Source organism: Pectobacterium peruviense (assembly GCF_002847345.1).
Classification (GTDB): domain Bacteria; phylum Pseudomonadota; class Gammaproteobacteria; order Enterobacterales; family Enterobacteriaceae; genus Pectobacterium; species Pectobacterium peruviense.
Genome location: NZ_LXFV01000002.1, coordinates 1 through 14,124, shown reverse-complemented (window position 1 = coordinate 14,124; position 14,124 = coordinate 1). Strand labels below are relative to the sequence as shown.

9 protein-coding genes are annotated in these 14,124 nt (G+C 49.1%); 8 read left to right on the top strand and 1 reads right to left on the bottom strand.

Annotation, left to right across the window (positions count from 1 at the left end; all coding sequences use genetic code 11):
* The first annotated feature begins 109 nt into the window (after positions 1-109).
* From A0G03_RS02750 to A0G03_RS02730, 5 genes are all read left to right on the top strand, one after another.
* Positions 110-3,565: a DNA translocase FtsK 4TM domain-containing protein gene (locus A0G03_RS02750; RefSeq protein ID WP_048260629.1), complete on the top strand. Its 3,456-nt coding sequence runs from the start codon at positions 110-112 to the stop codon at positions 3,563-3,565.
* A 213-nt stretch (positions 3,566-3,778) separates the two neighbouring features.
* Complete coding sequence (lolA, locus tag A0G03_RS02745; protein ID WP_048260627.1) at positions 3,779-4,390, top strand: outer membrane lipoprotein periplasmic chaperone LolA; 612 nt, start codon at positions 3,779-3,781, stop codon at positions 4,388-4,390.
* 7 nt (positions 4,391-4,397) lie between these two features.
* On the top strand, positions 4,398-5,741 hold the full coding sequence (locus A0G03_RS02740) for a replication-associated recombination protein A (RefSeq protein ID WP_048260625.1): 1,344 nt from the start codon (positions 4,398-4,400) through the stop codon (positions 5,739-5,741).
* A 103-nt stretch (positions 5,742-5,844) separates the two neighbouring features.
* Positions 5,845-7,140 carry a serine--tRNA ligase gene (serS, locus tag A0G03_RS02735; RefSeq protein ID WP_048260623.1) on the top strand — a complete coding sequence of 432 codons (1,296 nt, stop codon included), beginning with the start codon at positions 5,845-5,847 and terminating at the stop codon, positions 7,138-7,140.
* Positions 7,141-7,454: 314 nt separating this feature from the next.
* The gene (locus A0G03_RS02730) at positions 7,455-8,609 is read left to right on the top strand and encodes an MFS transporter (RefSeq protein WP_048261127.1); all 1,155 of its coding nucleotides are present in this window, start codon (positions 7,455-7,457) and stop codon (positions 8,607-8,609) included.
* On the opposite strand, the gene A0G03_RS02725 is transcribed toward A0G03_RS02730, so the two are convergent.
* On the bottom strand, positions 8,595-9,536 hold the full coding sequence (locus A0G03_RS02725) for a LysR family transcriptional regulator (RefSeq protein ID WP_048260621.1): 942 nt from the start codon (positions 9,534-9,536) through the stop codon (positions 8,595-8,597). The two genes, A0G03_RS02730 and A0G03_RS02725, sit on opposite strands and share 15 nt — an antisense overlap.
* Positions 9,537-9,809: 273 nt before the next feature.
* On the opposite strand from A0G03_RS02725, the gene A0G03_RS02720 reads away from it, so the two are divergent.
* From A0G03_RS02720 to A0G03_RS02710, 3 genes are read left to right on the top strand one after another with little or no spacing between them, the layout of a single operon-like run.
* Positions 9,810-11,117, top strand: a complete 1,308-nt coding sequence (locus A0G03_RS02720; protein ID WP_048260619.1) for a cytosine permease — start codon at positions 9,810-9,812, stop codon at positions 11,115-11,117.
* A gap of 52 nt (positions 11,118-11,169) precedes the next feature.
* Complete coding sequence (locus A0G03_RS02715) at positions 11,170-12,279, top strand: DUF917 domain-containing protein (protein WP_048260617.1); 1,110 nt, start codon at positions 11,170-11,172, stop codon at positions 12,277-12,279.
* 10 nt (positions 12,280-12,289) lie between these two features.
* A complete protein-coding gene (locus tag A0G03_RS02710) occupies positions 12,290-13,858 on the top strand; it encodes a hydantoinase/oxoprolinase family protein (protein WP_048260615.1) in 1,569 nt (522 codons plus the stop codon).
* Positions 13,859-14,124: the final 266 nt, after the last annotated feature.

Below are 14,124 nucleotides of genomic sequence, written 5' to 3'. Positions count from 1 at the left end.
TGGGTGCAAAACCCGATAAATTCAGCTACACTCCTGTGAATTTATACAGTCCCAGCGCCGGGTTTTCTCGGCGCTTTGTCATAAACCTTACAGGCCCCTGGAGAGACTCTTGAGCCAGGAATATACAGAAGATAAAGACGTTACCCTGAAAAAACTCAGCGGAACACGTCGTTTGCTTGAAGCGATTTTAATCGTTGTGGCACTTTTTGCGGTTTATCTCGGTGTCGCACTACTCAGTTTCAGCCCCTCGGATCCCAGTTGGTCGCAGACTGCGTGGCATGAGCCTATCCATAATTTTGGTGGTGTGGCAGGTGCCTGGCTGGCTGATACGCTGTTCTTCATTTTTGGCGTTTTAGCTTATGCCATTCCGCCGATTATGCTATCCCTGTGCTGGGCGGCTTTCCGTCAGCGTGATAACCACCAATCTATTGAGTATTTTACCTTTTCACTTCGCCTGATTGGAACATTGGCGCTGATCCTCACCTCTTGTGGTTTGGCTGCGTTGAATATTGACGATCTCTACTATTTCGCTTCCGGTGGTGTTTTGGGAAGTCTGTTGAGCAGCTCAATGATTCCACGTTTCAATAGCATGGGTGCGACGCTAATTCTGCTGTGCGTGTGGGGCGCAGGGTTGACGTTGTTTACCGGCTGGTCATGGTTAACGATTGCCGAAAAAATAGGTGCTGGTGTATTGGGCTGTCTGACATTTATGTCAAACCGTTCGCGTCGCGATGAAGAGTATCGTGAAGAAAACGAGCGTGAAGACGATGAGCATAATGCGCTTAACATTCAGCACGATGAAGTATCAGGCGAACCAATACCGCAACAACGTGATGACGATGGTGTCCTGTTTTCTGCGCCTTCCGCTGCTGATGCCATAAACGGCACGACGACGGATAATAGGGCAGAAGAAGCATTATTGCCTGCTGTCGAAAATGCGCCAGTCGCTACACAACCGACCTCGTTAGCAGAAACATCAGTAGTGGATTCGACATTATCTGATATAGCGCCACCCCTAGCGCTATCAGCGATTGATGCGACTCCGTCACTGAACCCGCCGTTGTATTCGTTTGAAGTCCCTGAAACGCCTGTAGCGATGCCGGAGAATGTTACTACGTCGGAGTCTCATAGCAGCGCGTATACCCCATTCGGGAATTCTTATGGGAACAGTTCTTATGAGAATAGTGTTGTACCGCCGATCGTAACGTCATCGGTCGTTCAACCGTTTGCTGAGTCACCACAGCCTGCACAAGAGACGGATTTCAACGCGAATAACACCTTTATGCCTGCGTTCAGTGCTGATGGGGATGATAACCCGCAGATTAAACGCGGCGTAGGGCCGGAACTACCGCGTCCTAATCCGGTTCGTATTCCTACGCGCCGTGAACTTGCGTCATACGGAATCAAGTTACCGTCACAGCGTTTGGCCGAAGAACAAGCAAGGCTGCAGGCGCAGAATGGTAGTGCAGAAACGGAATTGACGAACGACGTGTATCAGGAAGAGACGCCGGATGATATCGCCCAGCAAGAAGCTGCGTTGCAGCAAGCGTATCTGGACCAGCAGCGCCAGCGTTACGGTGATGAGTACCCGTTACAGGAAGACGATGAAGACGCGCTTCTGCAAGCGCAGCTAGCCAGAGATTTCGCTGCACAGCAGCAGTCACGTTATGACGCGAGTACGTCGTCGCGCGATGAAGAAATTTCTGCTCCGATAGCATCGCCTGCGACCCGTGAGCCGATTCAGTCAAACCCTGTGGTGTCACATAACTCCTTTTCATTCTCACCATTTAGCGCCGAGAGTGAGCGAGAGCCTGAATTTGAGCCACGTACGTTTAGCGAGCCGACGTATTCGCCGCCGGCTTATAACACTGAGCCCGATCTTCCGCCGATGCATGCTGGCGAAGATAAAGACGACAACGATGAGCGCAACCCGTTGATGTTTGAGCAGCCAGTACAATCGACACCTGCGCCTGTTGACGTTACGCGACAGGAAAATGCAGCAGCGCCAACGCATCATCCGGCAATGGATGGCCTAATTCATCCGTTCCTGATGCGTAATGAACAACCGTTGCAGAAGCCGACCACGCCACTGCCAACGTTGGATTTGTTGACTCCGCCACCAGCAAGCGAAGCGCCTGTAGATAATTTTGCACTGGAGCAAACGGCGCGACTGATTGAAGCGCGGTTGGCTGATTTCCGGGTAAAAGCGGATGTGGTCGATCACTCTCCAGGGCCCGTAATCACGCGGTTTGAATTGGATCTGGCTCCGGGTGTTAAAGCCGCGCGTATCTCGAATTTGTCGCGTGATTTGGCGCGTTCACTGTCAGTCGTTGCCGTACGTATTGTTGAGGTTATTCCCGGTAGGCCATATGTCGGGCTGGAGTTGCCGAATGCACACCGTCAGACGGTTTATCTGCGAGAAGTGCTGGACTGTGATGCATTCCGGGATAACCCTTCACCGCTGGCGATCGTGTTAGGGAAAGATATTTCTGGCGAACCTGTCGTTGCCGATTTGGCGAAAATGCCACACCTGCTGGTTGCGGGTACGACGGGGTCGGGTAAGTCGGTCGGCGTTAACGCCATGATTATCAGTATGTTGTATAAAGCCACGCCAGAAGACGTGCGCTTTATCATGATCGACCCGAAAATGCTGGAGCTTTCCGTGTACGAAGGCATTCCGCATTTGTTGACGGAAGTTGTGACCGACATGAAGGATGCGGCGAATGCGTTGCGCTGGTGTGTGGGTGAAATGGAACGTCGCTATAAGCTGATGTCTGCACTTGGTGTGCGTAATCTGGCGGGATACAACGAACGGGTGATGACGGCAAATGCGATGGGGCGTCCGATTCCCGATCCGTTCTGGAAGCCAGGCGACAGTATGGATATGACGCCACCCGTGTTGGAAAAACTGCCGTATATTGTCGTTATGGTCGATGAATTTGCTGACCTAATAATGGCAGTGGGTAAGAAGGTTGAAGAACTGATTGCCCGACTGGCGCAAAAAGCGCGTGCTGCGGGGATTCACTTGGTACTGGCAACGCAGCGTCCTTCGGTCGATGTGATCACTGGGCTGATCAAAGCGAACATTCCGACGCGTATTGCGTTTACGGTTTCCAGCAAGATCGACTCACGCACTATCCTCGATCAAGGTGGCGCGGAATCGCTCTTGGGGATGGGGGACATGCTGTATATGGCACCTAACTCCTCTATACCTATCCGCGTTCATGGTGCTTTTGTGCGCGATGAGGAAGTTCACGCCGTTGTTCAAGACTGGAAAGCGCGCGGTCGCCCTCAATATATCGATAATATTGTCAGCGGTGGCGATGATGCTGAAGGTGGAAGCCTGGGGCTTGATAGTGATGAAGAGCTCGATCCTTTGTTCGATCAGGCCGTGGAGTTTGTGGTCGATAAGCGTCGTGCCTCCATCTCCGGCGTACAGCGCCAGTTCCGTATTGGCTATAACCGTGCGGCGCGAATCGTTGAGCAAATGGAAGCGCAGGGTATCGTCAGTTCTCCTGGGCACAATGGTAACCGCGAGGTCTTGGCACCACCATCAATAGAATAGAACGCGGTATTGATTGAAGTCACTCCCCATAAGGGCTGCGCGAGCAGCCCTTATGCAAAGAAGCGTAAAAGCGGCAATAAGCAGATAATTCACCTATCACCGCTCGAGTGGGTTCAGATAACATAGATCTACGAATAACGTGGGCGCTATGTAAAACGCCCGATCTCGCTAGGCGAGGGCGCGTTATATTTAGAAATTCAAAGGATTATGCGTATGAAAAAGTGGTTAGCTATCAGTTGCCTGATTGCAGGTGTTACCTCAACCGCTGTCTATGCGGACGCGGCAAAAGATTTGCAAGGTCGTCTCAATAAAGTAAACAGTTTCCATGCAAACTTCAGCCAGAAGGTAACCAGTTCCGATGGTGCAGCGGTGCAGGAAGGGGAAGGCGAACTGTGGCTGAAACGTCCTAACTTATTTAACTGGAAAACCACATCGCCTGATGAGAGTGCATTGATTTCTGATGGTAAAACACTGTGGTTCTACAACCCGTTTGTTGAGCAAGTCACGGCAACCTGGTTGAAAGATGCAACGGGAAATACGCCGTTCATCCTGATTACGCGTAACGATACCAGTGACTGGAATAAATACGATGTGCGTCAGAAAGGCGATGATTTTGAACTTACGCCGAAGTCAGCGAGCGGAAATCTGAAGCAGTTCGCGATTAATGTGACGACAAACGGCACGATCAAGCAGTTTACCGCGACGGAACAGGATGGGCAGCGGAGCACTTATGTGCTGAAGAACCAGCAAAATGGCGCGGTGGATGCGGCGCAATTCACTTTCACACCGCCGAAAGGCGTTACGCTGGACGATCAGCGTCAGTGAGGTAAGAGTGAGCAATCTGTCACTGGACTTTTCCCGTAACGAATTCCAACCGCTGGCCGCGCGTATGCGGCCAGCGACATTGGCGCAGTATATTGGTCAACAGCACCTACTCGGTGCTGGTAAGCCGTTGCCACGAGCCATCGAGGCGGGGCAGTTGCACTCAATGATTCTTTGGGGGCCGCCAGGAACGGGGAAAACCACGCTGGCAGAACTGATTGGGCATTATGGGCAGGCCGATGTTGAACGCATTTCCGCCGTGACGTCTGGCATCAAAGAAATTCGCGAAGCGATTGAGCGTGCCCGACAAAATCGTAATGCAGGACGACGCACCATTTTGTTTGTCGATGAAGTTCATCGTTTCAACAAAAGTCAGCAGGATGCATTTTTGCCGCATATCGAAGATGGAACGATCACCTTCATTGGTGCGACAACGGAAAACCCTTCCTTTGAGCTTAATTCAGCCTTGTTATCTCGTGCCCGTGTCTATTTGCTGAAAGCGTTGACGGCGGAAGATATTGAGCAGGTTTTACTGCAAGCAATGAGCGACAGCGAGCGTGGCTATGGTGGGCAGAATATTGTTCTGCCTGTTGATACTGGACGAATGCTAGCTGAATTGGTCAATGGCGATGCCAGACGTGCGCTGAATAGCCTGGAAATGATGGCGGATATGGCGGAAATTGACGCGCAGGGCATGCGCATCTTGACGCCAGCACTCCTCAATGAAATCGCTGGCGAACGCAGTGCCCGCTTTGATAATAAGGGTGACCGCTATTACGACCTGATTTCAGCCTTGCATAAATCGGTAAGAGGCTCCGCGCCGGATGCGGCGCTCTATTGGTACGCCCGAATCATCACCGCCGGTGGCGATCCGTTATATGTTGCTCGACGGCTGTTGGCAATTGCTTCGGAAGATGTCGGCAATGCCGATCCGCGAGCGATGCAGGTGGCTATCTCTGCCTGGGATTGTTTCACTCGCGTCGGCCCCGCAGAAGGGGAACGCGCCATCGCACAGGCGATTGTTTATCTGGCCTGCGCGCCAAAAAGCAATGCGGTATATAGTGCTTTCAAAGCGGCGATGCAGGATGCCCGCGAAAAGCCGGACTATGATGTTCCCGAACATTTGCGTAACGCACCTACCCGTTTGATGAAAGAAATGGGGCTTGGGGCAGAGTATCGGTACGCACACAATGAACCCAATGCTTATGCGGCTGGCGAGAGTTACTTTCCATCTGAAATGGCAGATACGCACTATTATGCACCTACCTCGCGTGGCCTTGAGGGCAAAATTGGTGAAAAGCTCGCCTGGCTTGCTGCTCAGGATCAAAATAGCCCGACAAAACGCTACCGTTGAACTAAGCGTTGCGGTAAGGTTATTCAGGTATTTTCTGAAACCGGCCGCGTAGCGCGCCGTGTACGCCACTATTTCATTTGATAATCATAAGCACAGGATTAGCATGCTCGATCCCAATTTACTGCGTAATGAGCTAGACGCAGTCGCCGAAAAGTTACTGGCTCGCAGAGGCTTTAAGCTGGATGTTGAGACCCTGCGTAAGCAGGAAGAACGTCGTAAAGTATTGCAGGTAGAAACTGAAAACCTGCAGGCAGAGCGTAACTCCCGATCGAAAGAGATTGGTGCAGCGAAAGCACGCGGTGAAGATATCGAGCCTTTGCGTCGTGAAGTTAATACATTAGGCGAAAAACTGGATGCCGCGAAAGCCGAGCTGGATCAGTTGCAGAATGACATTCGCGATCTGGCGTTAACGATCCCGAACCTGCCGGATGATTCTGTGCCGCTAGGTAAGGACGAGACACAAAATCAGGAAGTTACCCGTTGGGGTGAGCCGCGTAAGTATGATTTTGCCGTGCGCGATCATGTTGAACTTGGCGAGATGGCTGCCGGACTGGATTTTGCCGCTGCGGTGAAATTAACCGGTGCGCGTTTTGTCGTGATGAAAGGGCAGATTGCTCGTTTGCACCGTGCGCTTGCTCAGTTCATGCTGGATTTGCATACACAGCAGCACGGTTATCAGGAAGCGTATGTGCCTTATCTGGTAAACCACGCCACGTTATACGGTACGGGCCAGTTGCCTAAGTTTGGTGAAGATCTATTCCATACCAATCCATTAAGTGAAGAAGCGGAAAGCAGCCAATACGCACTGATCCCGACAGCTGAAGTCCCGCTAACGAATCTGGTTCGTGACGAAATTCTGGATGAAGAATCTTTACCGTTGAAAATGACCGCACACACACCTTGCTTCCGTTCAGAAGCGGGTTCGTACGGTCGTGATACGCGCGGGTTGATTCGTATGCACCAGTTTGACAAGGTTGAACTGGTACAAATCGTCCGTCCTGAGGATTCCATGCAGGCGCTGGAAGCGTTGACGACCCACGCCGAAACGGTGTTGCAACTGCTGAACTTGCCTTACCGTAAAGTATTACTCTGCACGGGTGATATGGGCTTTGGTTCTATCAAAACCTACGATCTGGAAGTTTGGTTACCAGCACAAGACACGTACCGCGAAATCTCTTCCTGCTCAAACTGTGGGGATTTCCAGGCGCGTCGTATGCAGGCTCGTTGCCGCAGCAAGTCCGATAAAAAGACTCGACTGGTTCATACGCTGAACGGTTCTGGTCTGGCAGTTGGTCGCACACTGGTGGCTGTTCTGGAGAACTATCAGCAGGCCGATGGCCGCATTGAAATTCCTGAAGTGCTGCGCCCCTATATGGGCGGACTGGAATTCATCGGCTAATCGCTGCTATTTGAATAAAGCGCCTAAGGGCGCTTTTTTTACGCCTTATCTTCGGTAATATTTTTTCATCGTAAAAGTAATTTCTCGACCTAACACCGCTTATATTACTTAATTTTTACGTTTAAAGTTCTTTAAAATCAGCAAGGTATAAACACTTCGTGCTTAAAGGTGACGGCCCTTCTGCGAGTATTGATTAATTCTTTCAATCCATAATTTAAGAAAGGCGTTTTAGCACTTTTTGCCCGGATTGACTTTTATATATGCAGTGGCATGATGCGCTCACTCTTCTCCGGTTGCTTGGTTATCCACTCGCTATGTCTGCTTATTCCCGCCCAGTGCTGTTATTGCTCTGCGGACTTTTGCTGCTGACGGTTTGTATTGCGGTATTAAATACGTTGGTCCCACTTTGGCTAAGTTATCAGTCTCTTCCTGTCTGGCAGGTTGGCCTCGTTGGTTCTTCCTATTTCGGTGGTAATCTGGTCGGAACGCTATTAGCCGGTAAATTAATCAAACTGTATGGGTTTAATCGCAGCTATTATTTTGCGGCTTTATTATTTGGCATCGCGATTGTTGGCCTCGGTATTTCTGCGGATATCGGCAGTTGGCTGTTCTGGCGTTTTTTGGCTGGGATAGGTTGCGCATTAATCTGGGTTGTGGTCGAAAGCGCCTTGTTATGTAGTGGAACCTCGACGCAGAGAGGGCAACTGCTCGCTGCTTATATGATTGCTTACTACCTCGGTAGCGTGGTCGGACAGCTGTTGCTTGGTGTGTTGCCTGCGTCATTATTGGGCGTACTGCCGTGGATGGTCGCATTAGTTATTTTGGCCGTACTACCTCTGTTGTTTACTCGTCTTCCTACGCCGCCAGAACAGCACGAAAAGCATGTCAATATGTGGAAAATGCTGACGTATCGCAGTGCGCGGTTAGGCGTGCATGGTTGTATTATTTCCGGCGCAATTTTAGGCTCGTTGTATGGTCTGATGCCACTGTATCTCTCCCATCAGGGGATGAATGATGCGCAAGTAGGCTACTGGATGGCGCTGTTGATCAGCTCAGGGATTGTCGGCCAATGGCCTGTTGGGCGTATGGCTGACCGTTATGGTCGGTTGTTAGTTCTTCGAGTATTAGTCTTTGTGGTGATTATTGGTTGTGCTGCGATGCTCAGCATTAGTCACTATGCTATGGCACCGTCGCTATTTTTATTGGGGTGCGCAGGGTTTACGTTGTACCCCGTCGCTATGTCGTGGGCATGTGAAAAGGTACGTCCTGAAGAACTGGTGGCGATGAATCAGGCGCTGCTCCTCAGCTACACGCTTGGCAGTCTTTGTGGACCAAGCGTTGCTGCGGTGTTGATGCAGAGTTATTCCGATCGATTACTGTTCGTACTCATCGCCGTTATTGCGATGATCTACCTGATGATGTTGCTCAGAAAAGCCGATCATCATTCAACGCCATTAGCAGCTGCTTGAGTCAGTGGTATCAAGGCCGGCCGATGAACTTTGTCCCGCGTCTACCATATTATTCCACAGCGCCTCGGCTACCGGACTGAGACGTTGTTTTGCGTTTCGCACCAGATAAAATATGCTGGTTAGCTTTAAACGATCTGGAGCAATTGCTGCAAGTTTCCCTTTTTCCACCCAAGAGGCTGCATAATGGTCGGGAAGAAAACCAATATGAGTTCCTGCTAGCAGAAGTAACAAACTTCCTTCTAGATGCCAGGCTGTCTGGTGATAACCTTGCTTTGATACAGACCCTAGCTGTTTAGATATCTCGTTTACGGCATGCCCGCCAATTAGCAGCCTGCGAGGATTTAACTCACCAGCAAGCCATTCACGTTCGATCATTGCAGCATTTTCTGCTAGAGAATAAAAGTAGCTATGTTCAACAAAGACAGGCTGATAGAAAATGTCTGCGGGAATGTCATCGGGCAGGGCGCTTAGAACAATATCGAGGTGCCCATTTTTTAACCGCTCCATGAGCGGAAGATATTCCATAATTTCGATTTCGACGTTGACGTCTGGGCTTTGGTCATAAAGATGAGATATCGCTTGTGATACAACGTTGTTGGGGTGAGTGGCGATATTATCCAAGCAGCCTAGTTTTACTTTACCTATAAGTTGATGTTTGATGCGGGCTAGCCTGTTAGCGAAGTCATCGAGTGTGGAAATGACAGATTTTGCTTCCTGGTAGACAACTTCTCCTTCAGTTGTTAAGGCAAAGCCCCCACGGCCACGTTCACACAAAACAAGTCCAAGTGTATCTTCAAGTCTAGACAGATAGTGGCTTAGGACGGGTTGACTCAATCCAGTTGCAGTTTGTGCGTTAGTAATTCCTTGTTTTTCAACGATTTTACAAAAAAGTTTTAACCAGCGAATCTCCAGTTTATCTAAGCGCATAGCATTTCCTTCGCATACATTACATATCTGAATGTTAACATCAAAATATATCTGTATTAATCGATATGAAACCAATTTATCTTGTTGTCACGCCACATTATTGATGTGGTCGCCACAAAAATCGTGGTTTATGCGTCACATCAGGGTTTCTCATAAAGCATAATGGTGTTGTTAGCTTGCTGACAACACCATTGTTCTATACGTCGCCAGACAACCTCTATAAAATATCACAACGATACAATAATTATTTGCTGCTTATTTGATGGAGGAGTTATGTCTCAAGGGAATGCTGTACCTGAAAAAGAAAAACAGGAGCGGCAAATCTATGATTACGAATACGAACCTGTCCCTGCTGAAGCTCGAAAGCGCTGGTATGTAATTACGTTAATATGGCTGGCAATTGGGATTGATATTTCAGGTTTATTCCTTGGTACTTTTTTGAGCGGTGGGTTGCCATTTTCTCAGGCCGTTAGTGCCACGCTTATTGGTTCTGCTTTGCTCGGTGTGCTTGCCGCGCTATGCGCTAATGTGGGTTATGGCTGTGGGCTATCAACGACTCTATTAAGTATCTCGGTGTTTGGCAAATTTGGCGGCAAAGTTATCGGCATATTCTCTGCGATTTCTTTGGTCGGTTGGTTCGCTTTCCAGCTTGATTTCTTTGGTGCCATGCTACAAAAGGCATTGCTTCATTATCATTTTGAACCTGGCCGTTTTCCTATCTTACTATTCGGCATGATACTGATGGCATTAACCGCTATTTGGGGGGTCAGATCATTAGGAAGGCTCAGCATGTTTAGCGTCCCTTTAATGCTGATTCTGATAGTAACAGGGATTTATTTGGCTGCAGTTGATCATTCTACACCACCAATAATAGCTATCAAAAACCCCATTAGCATGGGAAGCGCAATCTCTTATGTTGTTTCTATCTGGATTGTTGCGGCCAGTATTATGTCGCCTGATATTGCACGCTACGCCAAAACACGCAAAGACGCTATCTTGGGTGCTGGATTAGGCTTTTGCTTCGGTAATAGCGCGACAATTTTAGTTGCGCTTTTACTAACCCATCTGGTCGGTAGCGATGATCTTGTCGAAATATTCTTTAGTATTGGACTGGGTATGTCAGCCATTGTGATTTTAATCTTTGCACAATGGACAACAAATAGTTCAAATCTAATCTCCGCATCGTTAGGACTCTCTGTGGTCATTCGGGCATTGTCCCGTCCTAAATTAGTGATTTTGATGGCTTTTGTTGGGTTGTTTTTCGCCTACAATGGGATGATTAATAATTTTACCCAATTTCTCTCATTATTGGGGGTGATAGTCTCACCAATCGCTGGTGTATATCTGGCTGAATATTACTTTTTTGATTTATCACCCTCAAAGATCGATATATCAGAACCGAAGAATCTGAACATTGGCGCAGCTGTAGCCTGGATATGCGGAAGTTTGGTTAGCCTTTTGACATCGACAGATTTTTTCAATGTTCTTACTATTAGCTCGATTTCTGCTTTAGATGGAATCATGGTGAGTATGGCGATATATGTCGCATTGCGTAAGGTATTCCCACGAGTTGGGATGTAATTGCTTGGTCCCCTATTTTTAAATAGGGGTTCTTCGTTTTTCTGGACAAATAATGACCCGCTATATTGATTCTGAAACAATAGATGATATTGCTCTGGGAGCATCGGTTCTTGGCACTGGGGGCGGGGGAGATCCCTATCTTGGCTCATTAATTGCCAAGAATGCATTACGTAACACCCAGCCTATTGTTCTGATGAATCTCGATGATATCGAAGATGATTCGCTTTTTGTCCCATGCAGCACTATGGGGGCACCGACCGTTTCTGTGGAGAAAATTATTTCACAGCGCCAGATTGTTTTGGCTTTTGACACAATGGAAACGATGCTGGCGGAATCAGCCTCGGGTACGTTTTCAATTGAAGTCGGTGGTATTAACTCGCTGATCCCCTTTGTTGTTGCGGCTAAGAAAGGGTTGCCGGTTATCGATTGTGATGCAATGGGGCGTGCATTCCCCGAAGCACAAATGGTGACCTTTTTCCTTGATGGTTTATCTTCGGCACCAAACACGTTAGCTGATGAGAAAGGTAACTCGGTTATCCTTAATCCTATTGATGGTGTGTGGTCTGAACGGCTAGCCAGAGCGATTACGGAGCAGATGGGTGCTGCCTGTGCTATGTGTGATTATCCACTTCGTGGACATGAGCTCAAACGTAGCGCCATTAAGGGAACGCTAACCCTGGCACAAAATATTGGAAAAACGCTGCGTGAAGCGCATCAGTCGGGCAGTCATCCTGTGCAGTCTCTACTTACTGTGCTCAATGGCCACGTCATTGCATCGGGTAAAATTGTCGATGTTGATCGGCGCACAACCGGTGGTTTTGCTCGGGGTAAAGTGGTACTGGATGGTATGAGGAGTGATAAAGGCGAATCGTTTACGGTGCTTTTCCAGAATGAACTCTTGCTGGCTTATCGTTCTTCACAGTCAGTAGAACCTACGCAGGATAATCTGCTGGCTGTTGTTCCTGATTTAATCTCCATTGTAGATAGTGAAACCGGGCGTCCGATTATCACGGAACATTTACGTTATGGGCAGCGAGTCGATGTCATTGCCTATCCGTGTAATGAGAAATGGCGAACGCCAAAAGGGATTGACGTCGCGGGGCCGGAATATTTTGGCTATCCGGTGCAGTATGTACCAATAGAACAGCTTGCAAACCGCTGAGGTCTTCCCGATGTTACATAAAAATGATTACCGACTCGGGATTGATGTCGGAGGCACAAACACGGATGCGGCAATTTTAGATGCTGATCTGCGCTGTATTGCGACGGCCAAGTTTCCAACCAGTATGGATATCTATAGTGGCATCGAGCGCGTGATTGCTACGGTATTGGCGCAGTCTGGGATTGCACCGCAGCATATTCGCTACGCGATGTTAGGCACAACCCAATGTACCAATGCGATTGTTGAGCGGAAAGGACTGGATCGCGTTGGATTATTGCGTCTGAGCCTGCCAAGCAGTGATAGCGTCCCACCGTTGTTTGGTTGGGATGACGAGTGGCAAAAGACGTTAGGCGATCATTTCTACCAGCTTCATGGCGGCTATGAATTTGATGGTCGGGAGATTCATCCTGTACGGCGGGATGAAGTGCTGGCGGTCTGTGACACGATGCGTGGCCATGTGGACAGCGTGGCTATCTGTGGCGTATTTTCTCCAGTAAATAGTGAGCAGGAATTGCAGGTTGCCCAGTGGGTGAATGCGGCATTACCTGATGTTTCTCTGTCGTTATCCCACCGGATAGGTAGCACGGGATTGCTGGAAAGAGAAAACGCGACGATCCTGAATGCATCGCTGCAAAGCACCGCAAATCGTTTTGTTAACGGCTTTACACAAGCGCTAATTCGGCACGGAATTAAGGCTACGCCATTCTTCGGGCAAAACGACGGCACCTTGATGTCCGAGAGTATGGTGAAGCAATATCCTATTCTGACGATGGCCTGTGGACCAACAAACTCGATTCGCGGGGCGTGCCACCTTTCGGGATTGGATAATGCGCTGATTATTGATGTCGGCGGTACCACGACAGATATTGGCGTATTAGTGAATGGTTTCCCGCGTGAATCGGCAATTGCCGTTGAAGTGGGTGATGTGCGGACGAATTTCAGGATGCCGGATATTATTTCTATCGGCATTGGCGGTGGAACCTGTGTTCGGCAGTCTCAGGATGGAAAACTCACCCTTGGCCCTGACAGTGTCGGCTATCGCCTTCTTGAGCAGGGCGTCAGTTTTGGTGGAGAGACGTTAACGCTCAGCGACATTATGCTGCAACTTCAGCGTGAGCGATGGACTGCGGATCTTCCTCTTCCGTTGCCCGAGTTGGATAAAGTACTTTGTCAGCAGGCTTATCGTCAGATGATTGATAAAGTGGAAAGTGCTATCGATCGGATCAAATCGTCGAGTGCGGCTATTCCTGCTGTGCTTGTTGGCGGTGGCAGTATTTTACTGCCCGACGTTTTATCCGGTGTCAGCCAGGTCATGCGTCCACTGAATTTTGATGCGGCAAATGCGGTGGGTGTGGCGCTAGGGAAGGTAGGAGCACAGATCGAACGCGTGGTTAAAATGTCAGATAACGATCGTGAAAAGATAAAGAGTGAATTGCAGCAGCAAACCATTCGTCTTGCGGAAGAGACAGGAGCCATGCTTGGCAGCGTTGAAATCATCGATTATCAGGAAATCCCGCTGGCCTATCTGCCGGGAAATGCAGTACAGGTGAAAATCAAAGCCGCAGGGAATCTGGTTTAACTCGGTGCTTGTCTACAATGTAGCGGGTCAAGATCAATCGCGATGTTGATCCGTTGACATGAAAATAGCGCGCTGTGTGAGCGCGCTATTTATTGTGCCCAGAAAACCCCCAGCTAGGCTGGGGGTTCAGTAAAGCTTTCAGCTTTGGGCCAGTTATAAAAACCCCTTTTGATTTGTTAAAACAGTTTGCGGTCTGGCAACTGCAAACGTTCAACAAGAAATCAAAAGGGGGTCCCAATGAGGGACGAAAAGAGCTTAGCGCACAG